This is a genomic window from Pseudoalteromonas sp. P1-16-1b (assembly GCF_001401785.1).
Classification (GTDB): Bacteria; Pseudomonadota; Gammaproteobacteria; order Enterobacterales; family Alteromonadaceae; genus Pseudoalteromonas; species Pseudoalteromonas undina.
The window spans coordinates 1-21601 of the sequence record NZ_LKGQ01000002.1 but is presented as its reverse complement, the minus strand read 5'-3'; the positions used below and the strand labels follow the sequence as shown (position 1 = coordinate 21601).

The following is a 21601-nucleotide window of genomic DNA, read 5'->3' as shown; positions in this document are numbered from 1 at the left end:
TTTTACCCACTAAAAAGTGACCTCTTAGGTCACTTTTTTGCTTATAACTGCGGCAATTCGCCATGTGTGCAATCCCCAGTACGAATGACGGTTGACTTCGCTGTGTACTGCTTAGTAGCAAGTGTTTCAGCTAAATTGATTAGAGTCTTAAGGGTGCTTTTTAAAGCGACCCGATTATTTAACCATGTAGGTATCTTGCCGCCTGGTAACGCATACACTTGATAACTAATGTGTAAATTTTCCGCCTGCTGAGTTAGCAACCACGTTGCATTTAAGGTGCTTATTCTTATTACCCCTTTAGTTTTAGGTAAAAAATCTGGGCGCGCGTGAATACTAAGCTGCGTTTGCAACGAACTCACCCTTGTATAGCACGAATAAGTAATCACATCCCTATTGCTAACAGGCCACGGGCTATCAATATAACTATAAACTAAGTTTTCTGAAGGGCTTAAACTTTTGAGTAACGAGACCTTAGTAATGTTTTCTATCCAGCTAGGGGCTGTATCGGTATCACTAAGTAAAGCAACTAAATCCTCTGCGGTGACATTGTTAACCACCGTTTCAGCTTTCATTTTCAAGGTATCGTCAGTTAAACGCTGAAAATAAACACTTACCCCTTGTTTACTTTCGTAAAGTTGCCAAGATGGCTGTGAACACACATTGGTAGCAAAACACAAAAGTGAAAAAATCATGCACTTTTGCAGCAAAGTCCGGCCACAAAAGTGCTTAGTCATTAAAGCCAATAAGGTTCTGTATCAAATGAAGCATGTCGACTTTGCTCCATGGCACTGACTAAAAAGTCAGATTTTTGCTCTAACCATAGTTGTATTTTTGCCAGTTGAGCATCTTCTTGCCCGCCACACAGCTGTTTTAAATAATCAAGCGTGCTTAACTCATACATCCCATGAGAAATATCCAGCCAAGGGAGCCTAAATTCTAATCGCTCATCTTTATTAAACAGTGCGCCTAAACAATTACCACTGAGTAAGCTATTTTCTAATTGAGTGCGAAAGTTTAAGTAATCATTGCCTGCTAAGCTTTGCTCTTTAGGGAGTAAACGGTGTAAGTTTTTCCAATCTTTATCAAATAAGCGATGAGCAATATCTACAATAGGTTGCTCTGCATTTTGAAGCTCTGCTTGGCTCCAATCTTTACGCCACTGCTTATTTATCAGCCACGTTGTTAAGCTCAGCAATAAACGGTTGTAGCGTGCACTATGAAAAAGCGAAAAAATATCGTCAATGCTCGGCTGTAACTCTTTTAAATCGTTAATAACTTGCGTTAACGCAGGAGCACTATTTATTTTTTTATAAAAAGCATGGCGCTTAGAGGTATAAGTTTTTAACTGAATTGCATTTTCAACCCATGCTAATTCACTTAATAACCACTTTAGCTCTGTTCTGAGGTGATCGGTACTTTCTTTACTAACAATATCGTCAAACAACCAAAAGTTGTGGCGAATTAAGCTAATGCCGTCGGTTACACGTTTTAATGTTTTTAAACTTGGCTTATCGAAATAGCATTGCTCGTGTTTTTGCACAAAGCGAATACCAAACCCCATAGCTTGAATAAGGGCTTGCTCTTGAGTGGCTTGCTTATTAAGTTTCACAAAGCCGATTGATTTACTTGGTTGAAGCGGCGTGTCATCCGCAAGGCGGTAGCCTCTTGCTGCTTTTGAATAGAGCCCTAAACGAATGCTGTTTTGGCTCACTAATATATCTGCAAAAGCAAATAGCTCCTCACGACTACCTTCAACCAGCTCGATTTCAAGCTCGCTGATGATTTCTACCTTACCTGACGCAGCAATTTCACCTTTATCTAATACCACTTCAATTTTGGCACCATTTTGCGTTTCTATTAACCACGTACGGCGAATAAAATTAGTACTAAAAATAGGGAATAGATTTTGTGATATGGCATCAATTTGCATACCGTGAGGCCAAATTGATGAATCAAACGCCATTAGATTTGGTCGGTTTGTTTCTATTGGAAGATTGTACTCTGGGCGCTGATGTAAGCCCCCTACCACTTCTCCAGCTAGCTTAATTGTTTGCTCACAGCGCTCGTCTGTACAACGCGTTCTAAAGCCAATATCGAGTGCTCTTAACTCTCTGCTTGGTGTATCATAATAAGCATTTTGCAAACTTTTAGAAGGTTTGTTTGTGACTGTTTTTGCAAATTGAGTAATTAGTGAGGGGATCAGTGGAATGACGTCATCTGATACCAAAAATTTCAGTTCTATCTCAGTATCCATTAGGCTTGCGGATTACCCTTAAAATTAATAAGTGCTCAAAATAAACAAAGCAGCCCTATATTGCAAATTTTTTAGTCATAAACACACAAGCAAAATGCTCTGGTTACAATATCTGTCTTGCTATTAAACTATTAAATCCATACTATCTATATACTTATGCGAAATAAAAATCACGTTCACAACGGACACTGCTAGATTAACAAGGTAGATAAATGCTAAAACACTGTTTACTATGGCTGCTTTTAACAGCCGCCCCGTTTATGAGCCAAGCAGAGGAAGCTCAATCAACGTTGCCGACTAATGCTAAAACAGCTTATATAATCGATAATTTGTATACTTTCATGCGCTCAGGTGCCAGTAAAGACTATCGTTTACTTGGTTCAATAGATGCAGGTACGCAACTCACTTTATTATCTGATGAACAAAATGGTTTTATAAAAGTTAAAGATGATAAAGATCGTGAAGGCTGGGTAGAAGCTAAATTCATTAGTGAATCAGCTGGTTTAAAACAACAATACCAAGCCCTCAATAATGAAATAAGCACTATGCAAAATAGACTTCGTCAAGCGCAAGTTGAGTTACCTGAGCTGCAAGAGCAAAACGCACAGTTAACCGAACAAAACGCGCAACTATTAGCACAAATTAGTCAGTTACAAGGTGAGCTTTCTCAAGAACAACAGCTAAAACAAGCAACCAGTGCTAAAGAAAAACGCCAGTTACTTACTTACGGTGGAGCCATTGCATTTTTAGGTTTGTTCTTAGGAATTATCTTAACTATCGTGTTATCACGCAGAAAACGCTATGAAGGTTGGGCATAAGCTTAACTTAATACAGCAGGCATAAAAAAAGCATCATATGATGCTTTTTTTATGCCTGCTGTGTTTTTTCTTAAAAGAATATCTACGTTATATATCTAAACGAAGCCCAGGGTCTTGTTTGATTTTTTCTATTACCATGTAAGTGTGGTGTGTGCCCACTCCCGGAATATCAACCAAATCACCTAATACTTCTCTGTATTCATCCATGTTGGAAACGCGAATTTTTAATAAATAGTCATAACCACCCGCTACCATATCACACTCAACAACCTGCTTAATTTTAAGAATGTGTTCACGAAATACTTTAAATACGGCTGTATTTGAAGTAACTAATGATACCTGCACATGGGCCACTAGGCTTTGATTAAGTTTTTCCTCACTTAATTTAGCGAAATACCCCTCAATATAACCCTCTTGCTCTAAACGTTTAACCCTATCTAAACAGGGACTAGGACTTAAATTTACCTGCTTTGCGAGGTTAACATTTGAAATTCTACCATTGCGCTGCAAAACGTCTAAAATTGATATATCGATACGATCAAGCAGGCGTAATCTATTCGGATTAGTCATATCAGTATTTTATATGGATAAGTTAATAATATGCCCTGTAAATTATCGTAAAACGGCGAAATTAACCAGCATATTCTGCTGGATTTTAATTAGAATGCACGCTTTACACCAACAACATTTAGCGGTAATTAACAATTATCCTAAGTCTTAACACTCCTGAGGGTTGCTTATGTTATTCAATGGCGATTTAACAACGACTTGTCCGATCAGACAAAAGATCCGTGACTTTTACCGTATTGATGAGAATGCGGTTATTGATCACATTTTACCACTTGCAGAAGTCGGTGTTAAAGCACGAAGCCGTGCATGGGAAAGAGCTCGCCAAATAGTATTAAACATTCGTAAAGACCAAGATGGTCAAAGCGGTGTTGATGCGCTATTAAATGAATTTTCACTATCGAGTGAAGAGGGTGTGGTATTAATGTGTTTAGCCGAAGCATTGCTTCGCGTTCCTGATAAAGCAACTCAAGAAACATTAATACGTGATAAATTAGCAAATGGCGATTGGAGCTCTCACTTAGGCAGTAGTGATTCTTTATTCGTTAATGCTTCGTCTTGGGGATTATTAGTAACCGGTAAAATGGTTAACTATAACGACAAAACGAAAGAGCAACAATTTGGTATGCTCAAAAAAACCATTGGTCGTTTAGGCGAGCCTGTTATTCGTAAGTCTGTGAACTTTGCCATGAAAATTATGGGTAAACAGTTCGTAATGGGCCGCACTATTGACGAGGCCATTGAACGTGCAGCCGATACAGAGAAAAAAGGCTATGTATATTCTTACGATATGCTAGGCGAAGGCGCTCGCACAATGAAAGATGCTAAGCGCTACTTCGACAGCTACATGAATGCAATTCATTCTATTGGTAAAGCAGCAAATGGCCGTGGTCCAATAAAAAGCCCGGGCATTTCTGTAAAGTTATCAGCTATTCATCCGCGTTATGAATTTACTCATAAAGAACGCGTGATGGAAGAAATCGTTCCAAAACTAAAAGAACTTGCACTTGCCGCTAAAAAATACGACATCGGGTTTACTGTTGATGCTGAAGAAGCTGACCGTTTAGATATTTCTCTTGATGTTATTGAAGCGGTATTTAGCGATGAAGACCTTGGCGATTGGCAAGGTTTTGGCTTAGCGGTTCAGGCGTATCAAAAGCGCGCTATTTTTGTTATTGAATGGCTAACAGACCTAGCAACCCGTGTGGGTCGTAAAATGATGGTGCGTTTAGTAAAAGGCGCATACTGGGATACCGAAATCAAAACCACACAACAAGATGGTTTAGACTTCTTCCCGGTATTTACCCGTAAAGCAACCACTGATGTGTCATACAAAGCATGTGCGATTAAAATGCTTGAAGCACGAGATGTACTTTACCCGCAATTTGCAACACACAACGCCTACACTGCTGCAACTATTTTAGAAGTAGCTAAAGGTGATAACCAAGGTTTTGAATTCCAACGTCTACACGGTATGGGCGAATCTTTATTTGACCAAATCGTTAATGCAGAAAAAATCCAGTGTCGTGTATACGCACCAGTAGGCCAGCACGAAGACTTACTTGCTTACCTTGTTCGTCGTTTACTAGAAAATGGTGCTAACTCATCTTTTGTTAATGCCATTGTAGATACCACTCAACCGGTTGAAGCATTATTACCAGATCCTGTTGAAACGCTGCAAGGTTTACGTAATAAATACAACACGCAAATAAAAATGCCAATTGATTTATACGGTGAAGAACGTGCCAACTCAAAAGGTATGGATTTAACTGATATTAACGTGATCACCCCGTTTAAAGAAAATTTAGACACTTGGTTTGAAGAGCACTTAATTGAAGAAAGCCAAGTACCAGAAGGCGCGCTGGCAGTTAAAAATCCAGCAAACCATAAAGAAATTATTGGCCACGTAAAATTACAAAATAGCGATGAAATGAAAGTGTTGCTAGCCAATGCTGAAACCGCTTTTGAATCATGGTCACAAACACCAGTAAAAGAGCGTGCTAATCTATTGCGTCGCGTTGCTGATATTTTAGAGCGTCATCATGATGAGCTTGTTGCTATCTGTATTAAAGAAGCAGGTAAAGTGGCACAAGATGGTATTGATGAAGTACGCGAAGCGGTTGATTTTTGTCGTTACTACGCAGCCCGTGCTGAAGAGCTTGCTCAAGATGAGCGCTTTGAAGCTCGTGGTGTGATTTTATGTATCAGCCCATGGAACTTCCCACTCGCTATTTTCTTAGGTCAAGTTGCAGCTGCTATCGTTACGGGTAACACAGTAATTGCAAAACCTGCAGAACAGACGAGCTTAATTGCTCTACGCGCTATTGAATTAATGCTTTCTGTTGGTTTACCTGAGCACGTTGTACAGCCTGTGGTTGCTCGCGGTAGCGAAGTAGGTAAAACCATTGTGCCAGATGAGCGCATTCAAGCAGTTATGTTTACAGGTTCAACTGAAACGGGCACGCTTATTTCGCAAACATTAGCTGCACGTAACGATATTCAGGTGCCTTTAATTGCAGAAACTGGCGGCCAAAACTGTATGATTGTTGACTCAACAGCGCTGCCTGAGCAAGTTGTTGATGATGTAATCAGTTCTGGTTTCCAAAGTGCAGGTCAACGTTGTTCTGCATTACGCGTACTCTTTATTCAAGAAGATGTTGCTGATGGCATTATCGACATGCTCAAGGGCGCGCTTGCTGAATTACACATTGGCGACCCATCATTACTCTCTACAGACGTAGGCCCTGTAATTGATGAAAAAGCGCTGAAAACACTCAACGACCATGTTGAATACCTAAAGGGTAATGCAACACTTCACTATGAGTGTAAAATCCCTGATAACAGCGAAAACGGTGCGTTTTTCTTTGCCCCACGTTTATACGAAATCAAAGACTTATCGGTATTAAAGCGTGAAGTATTTGGCCCGTGTGTACACGTGATCCGCTTTAAAGCAAGTGAGCTTGATAGTGTTGTCGACCAAATTAACAACACCGGTTACGGCTTAACAATGGGTATTCATTCTCGTATTGAAGAGCGCTGTGAACACTTAGCTAAAATGTCGCGCGCAGGTAATGTTTACGTAAACCGTAATATGATTGGTGCGATTGTTGGCGTGCAACCCTTTGGCGGCCGTGGACTATCAGGTACTGGCCCTAAAGCCGGTGGACCAAACTACCTACAACGCTTAATCAAAGAAAAAGCATCACCAGATAACGTACAAATGACTAACCTAACGCCAGACGAGCTTGATTTACACCACTACAGTGGCGCAAATGAGCAAGTAGAAAAGCTAATGGTTAACTCTATGCGCGATGAAAAAATTTGGCGTGCAACACCACTGAATGACCGTGTTTCTGCGGTGCGTCAGTTATTAGCGAAAGTAGCAACCGTTGAAATTATTGATGACCTTGCAGACGATTTAGCGTTAACACTTGCCGATGCACGTGCTCAGTTAAACCGCTTAGAAAAGCACATGCGTAAATATACAACATTGCCAGGGCCAACGGGTGAATCGAATACACTTCACCTTGAAGCACGCGGCTGTGTAGTATGTTACGCAGATAAGAGCACCTCATTTAACTTTTGGGCACTATCGATTATTACCGCGCTTGCTGCTGGTAACACGGTAATAACAGTAGCATCTGAAATATTTTATGATGAAGCGGTTGCTTTTAGAGATAAGTTTATTGCAACCGGCGTTGCAGAAGGTGTTTTCCAAGTAGCTAAACCAAATCAGTTACAAGCGATATTAGCGCATCCTCATCTAGCCGGAGCGGTAGTTGCTGCACGTTCTTCTCGCTTAGGCTACTTCAGCCAACAGCTTGCACAACGTAAAGGCGCTATACTGCCAGTGATCAGCTCTGAGTATTACGACACGCTAATTAAGCGCTTAATTACTGAAAAAACAATCAGTATAGACACGACGGCATCAGGCGGTAACACCTCCTTGATGACCCTTGTTGAAGATGATGAATAGAAAATAATCATTATTTAATTAAAAAGGCATCAAATTGATGCCTTTTTTATTTCTAAATGTGAATTTATTTGTTACTTTCTCTAATCATACTTGTTAATAAGAGTTCACTTTGAAAACCATTCCAACTTCACAGCTTAAGCCTGGTATGTTTGTACAAAAAGTTGTTAAACAAACTGGTAGCATTAGAATAAAAAACCAAGGCTGGGTTAAAACTCAAAGTGGAATTGATAAATTAATAAAATCAGGAATTTTAGAGGTTGAAATCGACCCTGATAAAATGCTCGCCTCTGAAGAACCTGAAACACAAACAACCTTACCTACTCAGCACGAAGTCAAAAAACGCGATCCTTGGTTAATTACCCACAGTGCTGAGCAAGAAATGAGTAAAGCTAAAAAGCTTTACGATGAAGCAAAAAACCTGCAAACCAAAGCGTTTGGCGATATAGAGTCTGGCCGCACTGTTGATGTTGCGCCTTTTAAAGAACTGGCTAGTGGGTTTATTGACTCCGTATTTAGAAATCAAGATGCGCTGGCGTGCATCACGCAAATGCGCCAAAAAGATGCCTACCTGTTAGAGCACTCGATAAATGTGTCTATTTTGATGAGTATTTTTGCTAAACATCTCGGTATTGAAAAACCGATCATTGAAGAACTGGCCACCGGCGCCCTTTTGCATGATATGGGAAAAATAAAAATCCCTGATGCTATTCTCAACAAACCAGGCCGCTACAGTGACGAAGAATTCAAAGTGATGCAAAATCATGCGATCTTTAGCAAAGAAATACTAGAAGACGCAGGATTAACGGGAATTGCCGTAGATATTGCTGGTATGCATCACGAGCGCTTAGATGGCAAAGGCTACCCCTTTGGTAAAAAAGGCGATGAAATAAGCCAGTACGTCCGCATGGCGTCTATTGTTGATGTTTATGATGCATTAACTGCTGAACGGGTTTATAAAGCAGGTATGGAACCAATTAGAGCATTTAAAATTTTAAAGCAAGGCTGCCCAGATAGCTTTGATGGAGTGCTACTTAATAAGTTTATTCAGTGCATTGGTATTCACCCTGTGGGCACACTGGTAAAACTTTCTAGCCAAAAAGTGGGACTCGTTACTCAAAGCAATCCTGCAACACCATTAAAGCCAGTAGTAAAAACGTTTTTTAATGCAAAGCATGGGCGTTACACTGAAGTTCAAGACGTTGACTTATCAAATAAAAGAACGCAGGACACGCTTGAATCAGCAATAAAACCCAAAGAGTATAATATAGATTTAGAAGGCTTTTATAAGCACTCTATCTTTAGTTAATTGGCCACTATTGTGGCCAATCTTGCAGGGCTTTTAAGCTAAATTCATAACCATCGAAATCAAGTACGCTCTGATCTGGCGCTATTTCTAACACCTTCAACGCACCAATAGACTCCCCTTCATATAGCTCTCTGCCATTGAGCTTTATCCAGCGTTTATCCGCCGCTGAAGAATAAATGTGCGCCTGATATTTAATGCTTGGTAACATACTTTGTAAGCCATCAGGAAGTAGCTCAATAGGCTGTACTCGTGATGAAAGGCGAGAGCCTTGAGTTACTTCATAGTCAGCTGTTGTTTCTGTGCTATTAACGGCTTGCGCAAACGCATTTTTCAGCGTGTCGGGAACCGTATCGAGTTCATCATTTAACTCTGGCTGCGCAGGCACATTTTGGTTAAGTGGTTTACCTAACACCTTGTATTTACTCAACTCATCTGCAGTGATTGTTCTTTTCGCCGGTTGAGTTGGTACACTTTGCGGTTGGCTGCTCGGTGATTGAAAACTAGATGAAGCGTTATTCTGCGTCGAGAAATTTTGCGTTTGCCCTTGAGACGCTTGATTAACGCTCATAGGTAAATATTGTCCTTGCGGCGTCAGCAACATTTGCTGCACACCCGTTGGGGTTTGTACATAAACCAACTGCCCTGCCAGCGGCACAGAATTGTTAGGCGCAGCTGTTACAATGGGCACTTGAGGGGCTGTTACTGTTTGAGCAACCGTTCTTTGTACCTCTTCTGCGCTTGTTGGTTTTTCTACAACCCCTGACTCTTTTTGACTAAGGTCATTTTGAACAGGCTCATTTTTAACGGTTACGTTTTCTTGTTGCGCCCACTTGCCGACAAAGAAGCCACTGCCCAATATACTCGTTGCCAATAAACTTCCTGCGAGTAAAAAACTAATTCGACGATAGGTCATCAACTGGCGTTGTTGTTTTAATTGTTGCGCTTGCAAGTCATATTGCTCAGCGCTCATGGTATCGTGCTTTGATTGCTTTAACGCATCTAATAAATAAGACATGAATCACCTAACTAAAAAATAAAAGACAGGCCAATTCCTGCACCAAAAAGCATTAACGCAGCAGCGCTATAAGGCCAAATCGAACCTGCTTTACTCACCTTCTTATTTGTAACAATAAAGTCGATAGGTAAAGATTCACTCGCCGCTTGCTTAACAATATCACTGCCAACAATTTCTTGTTGTTTCGAAAATGCCCCTACTAATGCGCGTTCACATACCAGATTCATTAATCGTGGCACACCGCCTGTGAGCTGATGCACCATTTGCATTGCTTCCATTGAAAATATTTTCTTGTCACAACCTGCAATATGCAGCCGATGTTGAATATAAGCAATGGTTTGCCCTGGTGTTAGTGCTAACAAGTGATATCTAGCAGTAATACGCTGTGCCAGTTGCCTTAACTCATTTCGCTTTAGAAGTACCTGTAACTCAGGCTGCCCTACTAATACTATTTGTAATAACTTTTTATGATCCGTTTCAATATTGGTTAATAAGCGAAGTTGTTCTAGCACATCAGGGGCAAGTAACTGTGCTTCATCAATAATCAAAATAGTATGCCCCCCCGCTTTATTATTAAACTCAAGATGCTTTTTGATGACATCCGTTAGACTTTTCAGCGTTGCATTTTTGGCGTCGTACGTTATTTGTAATTCATCGCAAATACTGGCTAACAGTTCAAGCTCTGATAACGCAGGATTATGGATCATGGCTACTTGGGTATTTTCAGGCAGTCGCTCTAACATACTACGTGTTATTGTGGTTTTACCCGTACCCACTTCACCTGTTAACAGCACAAAGCCGCCGTCTTCACCTAACCCATAGGTAAGGTGTGCTAATGCTTCTTTGTGGCGTTCACTTAAAAATAAGTAGTGGGGATTAGGCGAAATTGAGAATGGCTTTTCTTGTAAACCAAAATAGCTTAAATACACCTTTATAGTCCTTGGTCGTTAATTCACGGCCTATAATGGCAAAAAAATAGCCTGGGTGACAACTACAACCAGGCTTTATTATTAAAATAGTGTAAATAAAAAGGCTAACCGTAAATAAAAGCGCATTTTTAGATTCGCTAATACATTAATTAACTACTTTTCATAACGTACTAGGCGTAAATATACGTTACTTGTTTTAGCATGTAAGCTATTTAAACCACTGGAAAATTGATAAACCCATGCCGAATTTATGTTGCTAATACCCGAGGTGTTAGACCAATAATTTTGCGACTGCGTTGCTAAAAAAATACCCGCATTAATACTTGGATCGGTACAACGGTGATCTACTATACTGGCTAACTCTTTAATACTTGGTACTTGCCAGTCGTTATAATCTGCTGTGCTGTCATTAACTGCGCCTTTAAGTGAAGCTTGCCAATTTAATGGTTGAGTATCACCATCGCAGCTAGTTGTTTCGCTATTATAAACTTGACCATAATTACAGCGCTGCCACATTAGCCCTGTTTTAGTATCTGACACAGTGCCATCAATATTAATCACAAATCGGTCGGTATCATCGCTAGTCGCTACCTCTTCATAACACTGCTGCGCTGCAAGTGACTGGCTCAATCCCAAGGCTAATAACATAGAGACTTTAATTAATTTCATAATAATCACCTTAACGATTTCTAACTAAGCGCACGTAAGCGGTATTATCTTTTGGATAGGCTAAATCATTGCCATCCATCATATCGATAGTGTAAGCCTGAGATAAACTGGCACCATCAACTGCGGTCTGTGAGGTCCAGTAGCGTAAATGCCCGACACTATTAGTCGATGGTGTATTAGGAAAAAATGCAGTATCTATCAATACATTTTGCCCTTGTTTACCGTAGTCGATTAAACCTAACAGCTCAGTATAAGTAGGTAAACGCCAATTACTGCCGCCACAAAAATCAAGCGTGTTAACCTCATCAATATAGGTTTGCAATCCACAATCAGTACCGCTCGGGCACGTAGTATTAGCACTACCCGTTACATCGCCACTATTGACAGATCCTTGCCAAATATAGCGGTTTTGTCCATCACGCAGTGAGGTATTTGGTAACACACCGGAATAAGGACTTTTCACTTCCCAAACAAGGCCGGTAGTATTATCGCGAATACAGCTAAAGTTCGACGCATCATCAAGAAGCTCATCGGCAAACTCATTAAGTTTTGTGTAATCAAAAGCCAAATTCCCTTTACCCACTTTACCTAAACGATTGGCAAAACTATCACGCCCAAGATCAGCATCTTGAGCTGGAAACTCATCATTATTACAATTAATACGTTGAGTATTATTATAACACTCACCTACTCCGGTATCGTTTATTAACCCAAGCGCTTTAGGTGTTACATCAATAAATACGGTATCTGTGTCGGTGCGCCCTTTTAAGTCCATAACTTGTACTTCAAAGCTAAGGGTTGCATTTAAATCAATATCAGAGGCAAAAAAGCTGGCAGTACATGACTGTGGTTCAAGAAGAGCTTCGGTATTTCCGGTAAGTTGTTGCCACTTACATTGGTAAGTCTGAGTTGCCGCTTCGCTTGCCGTCGCATCTAAAATAACCTTATCAAACTCTTCTACTGTTTGGTCTGCACCCGCATCGGCAATAATCACTTGGGCTGTTTTATTAAGGGTCATATCAAATTGTGATGCAGATACTCCGCCCTCATCATCAGTTACGGTGAGTTGCCATTTTAAGTTGGTGTTATTTTCTAATAATGGATGAGGAAAACTAAGCGTTGGATTGGTATAGCTATCAATTGTTAAATCAGGCCCAGATAATAATTGCCACAAGTAACTACTAATTTCGCCATTTTCATCGGGGTCTGCGGAGGTTAAACCACTTAGGGTTACAGTATCTTTATAAACTGAGGGTAAGTTTGCAGGAGCAACTTGAGTAACAACAGCAAGAGGAAGCTGATTATTAGAGGCAATGAAAACACTCAAGTCGTCATTCACTAAACTACCATCTGGCGTTTGATAGCTTACTCTTAAGACCAATTCACTATCAGATTTTACATCCGGTGCAGTGATGGTTTGTTCAGCCCCTTCAAGCGGAAACACATCTATAAGAGGACCGCTTACACGCTGCCAAGTAAAAGTACCATCTGCAGGAGAGCCTTTTGCAGAAATAGTAAACTCTGATTTTTCTACAACTTGGAGATCGTTACCTGCAAATACTGACGTTTTAATATCACTGTTATCAGCACCGCCTCCTCCTCCACATGCAGCCAAAAGCAAGCATGCCATAAGTGGTATTAACGAAATTGCTTTCATACTAAGCACCTTATGTGTCTTAAAATTATCTAATAAGACTGTAAAGCAAAAAAAGTGCCATTATAAGTTATAAATAGCTATCTTGATGAATACGAACAAATAATTTAGTGCCAACTTTACTGTAATCTACTTTATATTCGCGGCCATCTAAGGATTGAATAAACAACAACTGTTTTTCCTCGCTAAATACATCTGGACTTGCGATATAAACCATATCTAAGTAGCGCTCTTTTGCATCACGGCGGTTTTTTGGCAGCTCTTCTTTAAATGGTTCTAGACCATTCGCTGTTACTTTAATTCGAGGATGTTCCTCACCATTAACAATCACTAAATCTAGTTTTCTATCTTTATGAATTATGGTGTTTCGACCACTTTTAATAAAAGATCTGTCTTGGCTCATAGTTATTCCTAATCCCGCAGTGAGTGCTTATATTATTATTCACACTGCGACTTGATAAACTGAGAGGGATTACGCTTCCATTTATTTAAATTTGCGCAAAATTCCCAAATATCACTTTCTATTACACTGGCAGGTAACAGTAAGTCATACCCTGTTAAAAGCTGAAGATGCTTAGCCCTATTAGCAAACATCGCTATAAGCCCATTATAGTCAATTCCTTTTTTTGACCTAAATTTATTATCTTCAACTAACCATTCTGATGGGCAATGCCCATTTTTGCAATTTTTTTGAACAACTTGCATAAATAAGTGCCGCTGTTCTATTAGTAATTTACCCGCAATTCTTGGTGCTAAAGCAGCTAAAAATGTATCTATATCATTTAACTTAATACCTATCGCGTTAAGCTCAAGATGATCGATACCGTTATCAACTTTAGGAATACCGCAATGGTGGAGATTTTCTTGGTGTAAATCCCATTGCCCGTACTTATGCTGATATGTTAATTGCTGCTCAGTTAAAATAATACTATAAAAAGGTTCTTGTGTTTTAAAAAATCCAATTAAAATTGCTGCAATACATAAACTTACTAAAAAAATTTCAATAATACTGATTTCACCTGGACGCAATAAATTAAATAGCATGATGAAGATTAAACCAATGCTACCTACGACCAGTATTTCAATCCCATTTTTAGCGCCTTGCGCTCGGTATTTAAGTGTGTGTTTTTTTATATTAGCCATACTGAAAAAACGCCATATAAAATATAAACATAATAATAGCCCACAATACTAACTTTCTCAGTGTTAAACAGCGTTTGCATGATGTTTTGAAGTTCATCAATTAACTCCTATTATTACTGTTAAATATGCGCAATGACTAAGTATCAGTTATTTTTACGCCTAACGCACAAATTAATGAGATACATAACCGCCTTTTTTTGTCCTGATTTCGTACAATACTTATAATCTATTTTCAGGTATGAAAACAATGCACTCAAAACAATCCGGCAAAGCCCTATTTCCATTTATTATTTCGGTACTAATAATTTTTAGCGTTTATATATATTTGCCCGCATCACAGGGCGAGCAAGCTGATTACTCGGCAATGACAACACAAGTCTCTGCGCACACTGTCGAGTCGCAAGAAAATGCCATTATGATTGAAGCCATTGGCAGTGCCCGTGCTAATCAGGCTATTTACATTAAAAGCGCACAAAACGATTATGTCACCAGCATTTACTTTGAAGACGGCGACTTGGTCAGCAAAGGGCAAAAATTAGTGCAACTGCAAAACCAACAAGAACAATTTGCAGTAAAAGAACTTAGCATTAATTTACAAGAAGAAAAACGCCAATTAGCTAGGCTTACCGAACTTTCTCGCTCACAAGCGACTGCCAAGTCGTTACTTGAAGAACAGCTAGCCCGTGTTGATGCCAGCGAAGCTCAACTTGAAAGTGCCAAAACTAAACTCAATGAAATGGCTATTACCGCGCCTTTTTCTGGGTTACTGGGTAAACGCGAAATATCGGTAGGCGCTTATATTAGTAACAGTACGATAATTACAACCTTAGATGATATCAGTATCATAAAAGTTGATTTTAAAGTGCCTGAAAAGTATTTAGCTCAACTGAAAAATGGAATGACGGTTCGTACTCAAAACGATGCTTACCCTGATCAAACCTTCAGCGGTAAAGTAACCCATATAAGCTCACGTATTGATTCAATCACTCGCAGTGTAGAAGTAACAGCCAGTTTTGCTAATAAATCGGGTTTACTTCGCCCTGGTATGCTACTTAAAACTGCACTAGAGCTAAGCAGCAATCAAGCGCTCATGGTGCCTGAAAAAGCAATTATTCCTCTGCAAGATAAACACTATGTTTTTCAAATTGAAGATGGCATAGCTAATCGCATAGAGGTACATGTTGCAAGTAGAAACAATGGCTGGGTTGCAATAGACAAGGGGTTAAAGAACGGCGAGCAGATTGTTACCGAGGGAATAATCAAAATTCGCTCTGGTAGCAAAGTAAGCGTTAAGGGGTAACACGTGAAAATTACCGATACTAGCGTCAAACGCCCCGTTTTTGCGATTGTTATTAACTTACTGTTACTCACTTTTGGCTTAGTTGCTTTTAGTATGCTGCCTTTGCGTGAGTATCCAGATATTGAAACACCGATTGTAAATATTAGTACTGAATATACCGGTGCATCTGCTGAAATTATTGAAACAAAAATAACCCAAGTTATCGAAAACCGTATTTCGGGGATTGAGGGTATTAAAAGTATTAACTCATCGAGTCGTAATGGCCGCTCAAACATTACCATTGAGTTTAATATTAACCGCGACATAGACGATGCCTCTAACGATGTACGTGAACGTGTTGCACGGGCATTAGACAGCCTACCAGAGCAAGTACGCCCTCCTGAAGTATCAAAATCAAATAGTGACGAAAGCCCTATCGCGTGGTTTGTACTTAACAGTGAAACCATGGATTCATTACAGCTTTCTGATTATGCACAGCGTTTTATTGTCGACCGTTTGGCCGTTGTTGATGGTGTATCAAATGTGCGTATTGGGGGAGAGCGAAAGTATGCTATGAAAGTATGGCTTAACCGCCAAGCGATGGCAGCTCGTGGCATTACCTCTAGTGATATAGAGCAAACACTTCGCAGTGAAAATGTAGAGCTTCCGGCGGGTGAAATTGAATCGGTAGACCGTGATTTTACTGTGCGCACTGCACGCAGCTATAAAAACCAACGTGATTTTCAAAACCTTGTCATTAAGCGAGGTGAAGATGGTTATTTAGTACGTCTAGGCGAAGTGGCTGACGTAAAATTAGAAGCCGCCGATGATGAAAGCTTATTTCGCGGAAATGGCCGTAATATGATTGGTATGGGTATTGTTAAACAAGCCAAAGCAAATACCCTTACAGTAGTTGATAACGCCCGCAGTGAACTGGAAAAAATAAAACGTAATTTACCTGAAGGCACTACTATAGAAGACAGTTACGACTCTTCAGTATTTATCAAAGAGTCAATTAACGAGGTTTATAAAACTTTAGCAATTTCTATGGGGTTAGTAGTGCTTATTATCTTTATATTTTTAGGTAATATTCGCGCCACACTTATTCCTGCGGTCACCGTACCGGTCGCCTTAGTCGGTAGTTTTATGTTTTTATTAGCAATGGGTTATTCAATTAACTTATTAACTCTACTGGCACTAGTATTAGCAATAGGCTTAGTGGTAGATGATGCCATTGTAATGCTAGAGAATATTCACCGCCGCATAGAACTTGGGGAGCCGCCTTTATTGGCAGCTTATCGCGGCGCTCGTGAGGTAGGCTTTGCAATTATAGCCACCACCCTAGTGCTGATCTCTGTGTTTGTACCATTGGTGTTTATGGAAGGACGAATAGGCGCACTATTTACAGAATTTGCAATGGCGGTGAGTGCCGCCGTGTTCTTCTCCAGTATTACTGCATTAACACTCTCTCCGGCATTGTGTTCAAAGGTGTTAAAAGCTTCTGAAAAAGAAAGTAAGTTTAGCCAAGTAATGGATCGCTTTTTTACTAAATTAGAAAATGGATACCGTAACGCTTTAGCGTCAAACATGACTCGTAAATGGGGCTTAATGCTGAGCTTAGTTTTGGCTGGGTTTGTTAGTTATTCACTATTTTTACAAATACCGTCTGAACTTACCCCTAAAGAAGACCGTGGTACCTTTTTTGTACTTATGAATGGCCCTGAAGGCGCTAGCTATGAGAATAATGCCGCTAATATGGCAAAGATAGAAGAGCGCTTAATGCCTTACTCTGAATCTGGCGAACTAAGCCGAGTTTTAGTGCGAGTTCCAGGCTGGGGTGGCAGTGGTGGTGTAGCCATTGTTGGTATGGCGGATTGGGATAAACGCAAACGTTCAACCTGGGAAGTCATGGATGAAATAAGCGGTAAAATGCAAGAGGTCACCGATGTACGTGCTTTTGCAATTATGCGCCGTGGTATTGGCGGTGGTGGTTCATCGCGACCGATAGAGTTTGTTTTACAAGGTAATGATTATGCTCAGCTAGCTGATTGGCGCGATAGAATTATTAAACGTGCAGAGAAAAACCCTGGGTTAGTGCGCATTGATCATGATTATAAAGAAACCTTCCCACAATTTTTAGTCAGTATTGATAAAAATAAAGCCGCTGATTTAGGCGTATCAGTCTCGGATGTGGGACGTACACTTGAAACCATGCTTGGCCAACGCCGTGTAACCACTTTTATTGACCGCGGTGAAGAGTACGATGTAATTTTAAAGGGAACTAAAGAAGACTTTGCAAACCCTACTGATATTTCAAATATTTACCTTAAATCTCGCAGCAATGAATTGGTGCCACTCGACAGCCTTATAAGCTTGAAAGAAGAAGCCACCGCCTCGCGTTTAAACCGCTATAACCGTATGCGTGCAATTACTCTAAGTGCCAACTTAGCTGATGGCTATACGCTAGAACAAGCACTAAACTTTTTAAACAATATTGCCGCAGAAGAAAACGACATTGATGGCGCCATTGATTACAAAGGTGAGTCACAATTGTTTTATGAAGGTGCCTCAGCCATGACCTACGTGTTTGTGCTGGCATTGACCGTGACCTTTTTAGTGCTCGCTGCTCAGTTTGAAAGCTTTATGCATCCGCTTGTTATTATGCTCACCGTTCCACTTGGGCTAATGGGTGCTATGTTTGGCCTGTGGAGTATGGGCTTAACACTCAATATATACAGCCAAATTGGTATTGTGATGCTCATCGGGCTAAGCGCTAAAAACGGTATTCTGATTGTTGAATTTACCAATCAGTTACGTGATAAAGGGTTGGAATTTAGTGAAGCTATTTTACAAGCCGCTACCCAGCGTTTACGTCCTATTATAATGACCTCCCTAACCACAGTTATGAGTGCAGTACCTTTGGTACTCGCCTCAGGGCCTGGCTCGGAAAGTAGAATGGTTATTGGTGTGGTAGTATTTACCGGTGTAACAGTTGCCACCATACTGACTCTGTTTGTTGTACCTGCTGCTTATTATGCCTTAGCACGTAATACGCAATCACCAGAGTTTTTACAGCAAAAGCTAGATAAACAAGCAGCTGAAAAACCACTTAAAGAGATCTAAGTCGCTCTGAGCGTCGTAATTAGCAGTTACGGCGCTATTTTCTGGTGCATATAACCATACAATTGAGGAAGTACTTATGAGTTCGACCACACAGGTAGCAACACTAGGCGGCGGCTGTTTTTGGTGTATTGACGCAGCATTTAGGCGTGTTAGAGGGGTGCTCAGTGTATGTTCTGGTTACACAGGCGGGCACACTGATAACCCAACCTACAAAGCCATTTGCACAGGCAACAGCGGACATGCCGAAGTGGTTAAGGTTGAATTTGATTCAAGTGTAATAAGCTTTGAAACCTTACTCGCAATGTTTTTTACTTTGCATGATGCCACCCAGTTAAATCGCCAAGGTAACGATATAGGTACTCAATACCGCAGCGTTGTGTACTACCATGATCAGCAACAACAATTGCAAACACAGGCCGTTATTGCAGAGCTGCAAACTCATGTTAGCGAACCTATAGTGACAGAGGTGAGCCCAGCAACCACTTTTTACCCTGCTGAAAGTTTTCATCAAGACTATTACAATGAAAACCCAGAACAAGGCTACTGTAGTATTTTAATTGCGCCAAAATTGCACAAGTTTGAAACCGAATTTAGCGAGTTTTTAACTGAGTAAAAATACTTTAAAATTCTAACCAAATAGCCCAGCAATTTGCTGGGCTATTTGTTTTTCGGCAACTAAAAGTGATAATTAAAACTGATAATTTGCCCCCACAAAGAAAGTTCTTCCTGCGCTGTTATAACCTAGTAGCTCTCCACTGGCTGCAAACCCTGTTGCTGCAGTAAAATACTCCTTATCGGTGATATTTTCTATTCGAGCAGCTAACGACAAATTATCGAGCAACTGGTAATTAGCGGCTAAATTAAATACCGTATAGCCAGCGAGCTCCAAGTCATAATACGCAATTGATGGACGCGATGAGCGATATTGCATATCCAAACTGGCATCAAAATCGCCCCATGATTTGGCGAGTTGATAATTAAACGATTCTGAAGGCCTGCGTGGTAAATCTGTATTCGTCTTTTCATCTGTAGCATCTAAAAAACTAACATTAACAGAGTGTTCAAAGCCTAACGCTGAAAACTCAGCCGATAATTCTATCCCCTGCATAGATACTTTATCTATGTTAGTTGCAATATATTTACCTGAGTCTGCATCATAATTATTACTAATTAAATTATTGATACGGTTATCGAAAATAGCAATATCATAACGCCCCCATTGAGTTTCTAGGGTAACACCAAACTCATTGTTTAAGGCTTCCTCAGGCTTAATATTATTATTTGGTAGGTAGTATGGGCTGTTAGTTACAAACGCATTAATTAAAGACGGCGCCCTAAATGCGGTGCCATGATTTAAACGTACCGTTACATACTGATTCGCTTTATATCCAAGCCCAGTACTGTAAGTATTTGCACGGCCGTGGAAGTCATAATCATCGGTTCTGATAACCGCATTTGCTAACCATTTATCATGACTATAAAACGCGCCTATAAACAATGCGTTATTATCGCGTTTTTCTTCTGATGACGTTGCTGAAGAGTTTGATAAATCCTCAGACAAGTAATTAAAACCACCTGATAAATCAAGCTCTTTCGTTAGGCTATAAAGCCCTCGGTATTCAAACTCAACACGCTCTGTGCTATACACTTGCTGAACATCGGTGCCAGTTTGAGTATTTTCTTCTTGCGATACACTCAATGAAGTACTTTGGGTATATACTTCTGAGGCTTTTTTCCAGCCTAGCTTAGCGGTATAGTTTTCAAAATCGTAGGCATCGTTACCCCATGCGTTATCATACTGCGCTTCACCTTCACTGTACTGAGACTGTAAGCTCAACTCACCTAGTTCAGCCAGTTCATACGCTAAATTAAAGCCAATGTTTTTATTTTTGTAGCCATCATCATCGTGATCTTTGGTATATTCAGCCACAGGATCTTTGCCAGTAACATCAAAACCATCTGTCTCTTCATAGCCTAGATTATAATTAAAGCTAAGCGCCTCTTTTGCAAGCCCACCAGCAAGCTGATAATTACTGTAACTATGACTGCCCAAAGTAGCCGAAAGCGTATTATTTGAGGCTTTACGGGTAATGATATTAATTACTCCGGCTACCGCATCAGAGCCATAAATAGCTGCTCTGGCACCTTTAATAACTTCAACACGCTCGATACTATTAACTGGAATATTAGTTAGCGATACACTACCTGAGCTTGCATCGCTCACTCTTACGCCATCAACCAATACTAAGGCATATTTAGCGCTAGCACCGCGAACAAATATATCTGCTTTTTGACCTAATCCGCCGTTACGGACAATATCAATACCAGCTATGGTATTTAATATTGCAGGTAAGTCTCGGTAATTCGCTTTTTCAATATCAGCGCGGTCGATAACTGCCACACTTGCTAATACATCATTTATAGGTTGTTCAAATTTATTTGCAGTAACGGTTATTCTTTCAATGGTTTGTTCTGCAGATGCAGAAAAAGACAGCGCAGCCGAAATAGCCACACCCAATGCAGTTTTATTTATCATGATGTTCCCTATCTCTGCCCACCGCAAAGATGTTAGTAAGTAAGATTACATCAAGGCCGGTCTCCGGACTCAGTTACCATAATAAAATACAGCATAACTTTACCGTTGCGGGGGCAGTGTTGGGATTGACTTCATCAATGAAAACGCACCAACTTCCCGATTATCCTACTAAAAAAATCACACCTTTGAAGTGTTTAGCAAGCACCTTGAAAATAGGCTGCTATTGTTATCTGTTTACTTAAAAATGTCAACGGACGTCTAAACATCTACAATTTGATTTTTGGGGTTCGGGGTTCGGGGTTCGGGGTTCGGGGTTCGGGGTTCGGGGTTCG

The 21601-nt window shown here is 40.3% G+C and carries 16 protein-coding genes and 1 riboswitch; of the genes, 6 read left to right on the top strand and 10 right to left on the bottom strand.

All coding sequences use genetic code 11. From position 1 onward, the window contains the following. Positions 1–41: 41 nt before the first annotated feature. On the bottom strand, positions 42–734 hold the full coding sequence (locus tag AN392_RS01490) for an START domain-containing protein (RefSeq protein ID WP_055011626.1): 693 nt from the start codon (positions 732–734) through the stop codon (positions 42–44). Next, positions 734–2254, bottom strand: coding sequence for a CYTH and CHAD domain-containing protein (locus AN392_RS01485; protein WP_055011625.1), 1521 nt, complete (start codon positions 2252–2254; stop codon positions 734–736). Before AN392_RS01485 ends, AN392_RS01490 begins: the two co-directional genes overlap by 1 nt. 212 nt (positions 2255–2466) lie before the next feature. Between AN392_RS01485 and AN392_RS01480 the strand changes: the two genes are divergently transcribed. Next, positions 2467–3072, top strand: coding sequence for a TIGR04211 family SH3 domain-containing protein (locus AN392_RS01480; protein WP_055011624.1), 606 nt, complete (start codon positions 2467–2469; stop codon positions 3070–3072). 87 nt (positions 3073–3159) lie between these two features. Here AN392_RS01480 and AN392_RS01475 read toward each other — a convergent pair whose 3' ends face one another. Continuing rightward, positions 3160–3642 carry a winged helix-turn-helix transcriptional regulator gene (locus AN392_RS01475; protein WP_010391063.1) on the bottom strand — a complete coding sequence of 161 codons (483 nt, stop codon included), beginning with the start codon at positions 3640–3642 and terminating at the stop codon, positions 3160–3162. A 169-nt stretch (positions 3643–3811) separates the two neighbouring features. Here AN392_RS01475 and putA point away from each other — a divergent pair, with 169 nt between their 5' ends. After that, positions 3812–7615 carry a bifunctional proline dehydrogenase/L-glutamate gamma-semialdehyde dehydrogenase PutA gene (gene putA / locus AN392_RS01470; RefSeq protein ID WP_010391062.1) on the top strand — a complete coding sequence of 1268 codons (3804 nt, stop codon included), beginning with the start codon at positions 3812–3814 and terminating at the stop codon, positions 7613–7615. A 109-nt stretch (positions 7616–7724) separates the two neighbouring features. Beyond that, positions 7725–8921, top strand: a complete 1197-nt coding sequence (locus tag AN392_RS01465; RefSeq protein ID WP_055011623.1) for an HD-GYP domain-containing protein — start codon at positions 7725–7727, stop codon at positions 8919–8921. A 7-nt stretch (positions 8922–8928) separates the two neighbouring features. Here the strand turns inward: AN392_RS01465 and AN392_RS01460 are convergent, their stop codons facing one another. The 6 genes from AN392_RS01460 to AN392_RS01435 form a co-directional block, all read right to left on the bottom strand. Beyond that, positions 8929–9936 (bottom strand): general secretion pathway protein GspB, encoded by a 1008-nt coding sequence (locus AN392_RS01460; protein WP_055011622.1) that lies wholly within the window; start codon positions 9934–9936, stop codon positions 8929–8931. A gap of 11 nt (positions 9937–9947) precedes the next feature. After that, positions 9948–10865 (bottom strand): ExeA family protein, encoded by a 918-nt coding sequence (locus tag AN392_RS01455; RefSeq protein WP_010391059.1) that lies wholly within the window; start codon positions 10863–10865, stop codon positions 9948–9950. Between the two features lie 153 nt (positions 10866–11018). Beyond that, the gene (locus tag AN392_RS01450) at positions 11019–11534 is read right to left on the bottom strand and encodes a DUF1566 domain-containing protein (protein ID WP_010391057.1); all 516 of its coding nucleotides are present in this window, start codon (positions 11532–11534) and stop codon (positions 11019–11021) included. 10 nt (positions 11535–11544) lie between these two features. After that, positions 11545–13191 (bottom strand): DUF1566 domain-containing protein, encoded by a 1647-nt coding sequence (locus tag AN392_RS01445; protein WP_055011621.1) that lies wholly within the window; start codon positions 13189–13191, stop codon positions 11545–11547. A 67-nt stretch (positions 13192–13258) separates the two neighbouring features. Then, the gene (locus tag AN392_RS01440; RefSeq protein WP_010391054.1) at positions 13259–13591 is read right to left on the bottom strand and encodes a hypothetical protein; all 333 of its coding nucleotides are present in this window, start codon (positions 13589–13591) and stop codon (positions 13259–13261) included. A 35-nt stretch (positions 13592–13626) separates the two neighbouring features. Continuing rightward, positions 13627–14331, bottom strand: coding sequence for a DUF2982 domain-containing protein (locus tag AN392_RS01435; protein ID WP_055011620.1), 705 nt, complete (start codon positions 14329–14331; stop codon positions 13627–13629). 247 nt (positions 14332–14578) lie between these two features. On the opposite strand from AN392_RS01435, the gene AN392_RS01430 reads away from it, so the two are divergent. The 3 genes from AN392_RS01430 (at position 14579) to msrA (ending at position 19346) form a co-directional block, all read left to right on the top strand. Next, the gene (locus tag AN392_RS01430) at positions 14579–15631 is read left to right on the top strand and encodes an efflux RND transporter periplasmic adaptor subunit (RefSeq protein ID WP_055011619.1); all 1053 of its coding nucleotides are present in this window, start codon (positions 14579–14581) and stop codon (positions 15629–15631) included. A 3-nt stretch (positions 15632–15634) separates the two neighbouring features. Beyond that, positions 15635–18733 (top strand): efflux RND transporter permease subunit, encoded by a 3099-nt coding sequence (locus tag AN392_RS01425; RefSeq protein WP_055011618.1) that lies wholly within the window; start codon positions 15635–15637, stop codon positions 18731–18733. 76 nt (positions 18734–18809) lie between these two features. Further along, on the top strand, positions 18810–19346 hold the full coding sequence (msrA, locus tag AN392_RS01420) for a peptide-methionine (S)-S-oxide reductase MsrA (RefSeq protein ID WP_055011617.1): 537 nt from the start codon (positions 18810–18812) through the stop codon (positions 19344–19346). A 75-nt stretch (positions 19347–19421) separates the two neighbouring features. Here the strand turns inward: msrA and AN392_RS01415 are convergent, their stop codons facing one another. After that, complete coding sequence (locus AN392_RS01415) at positions 19422–21269, bottom strand: TonB-dependent receptor domain-containing protein (protein WP_055011616.1); 1848 nt, start codon at positions 21267–21269, stop codon at positions 19422–19424. A 36-nt stretch (positions 21270–21305) separates the two neighbouring features. After that, positions 21306–21471: riboswitch (cobalamin riboswitch) on the bottom strand. Positions 21472–21601 lie beyond the last annotated feature (130 nt).

Bases quoted from the DNA above. Each gene is read 5' to 3' on its own strand.
- AN392_RS01440 (WP_010391054.1), bottom strand. From the start codon at position 13,591: ATGAGCCAAGACAGATCTTTTATTAAAAGTGGTCGAAACACCATAATT.
- AN392_RS01430 (WP_055011619.1), top strand. From the start codon at position 14,579: ATGCACTCAAAACAATCCGGCAAAGCCCTATTTCCATTTATTATTTCG.
- AN392_RS01415 (WP_055011616.1), bottom strand. From the start codon at position 21,269: ATGATAAATAAAACTGCATTGGGTGTGGCTATTTCGGCTGCGCTGTCT.
- AN392_RS01435 (WP_055011620.1), bottom strand. From the start codon at position 14,331: ATGGCTAATATAAAAAAACACACACTTAAATACCGAGCGCAAGGCGCT.
- AN392_RS01475 (WP_010391063.1), bottom strand. From the start codon at position 3,642: ATGACTAATCCGAATAGATTACGCCTGCTTGATCGTATCGATATATCA.
- AN392_RS01490 (WP_055011626.1), bottom strand. From the start codon at position 734: ATGACTAAGCACTTTTGTGGCCGGACTTTGCTGCAAAAGTGCATGATT.
- AN392_RS01485 (WP_055011625.1), bottom strand. From the start codon at position 2,254: ATGGATACTGAGATAGAACTGAAATTTTTGGTATCAGATGACGTCATT.
- putA (WP_010391062.1), top strand. From the start codon at position 3,812: ATGTTATTCAATGGCGATTTAACAACGACTTGTCCGATCAGACAAAAG.
- AN392_RS01480 (WP_055011624.1), top strand. From the start codon at position 2,467: ATGCTAAAACACTGTTTACTATGGCTGCTTTTAACAGCCGCCCCGTTT.
- msrA (WP_055011617.1), top strand. From the start codon at position 18,810: ATGAGTTCGACCACACAGGTAGCAACACTAGGCGGCGGCTGTTTTTGG.
- AN392_RS01445 (WP_055011621.1), bottom strand. From the start codon at position 13,191: ATGAAAGCAATTTCGTTAATACCACTTATGGCATGCTTGCTTTTGGCT.
- AN392_RS01460 (WP_055011622.1), bottom strand. From the start codon at position 9,936: ATGTCTTATTTATTAGATGCGTTAAAGCAATCAAAGCACGATACCATG.
- AN392_RS01450 (WP_010391057.1), bottom strand. From the start codon at position 11,534: ATGAAATTAATTAAAGTCTCTATGTTATTAGCCTTGGGATTGAGCCAG.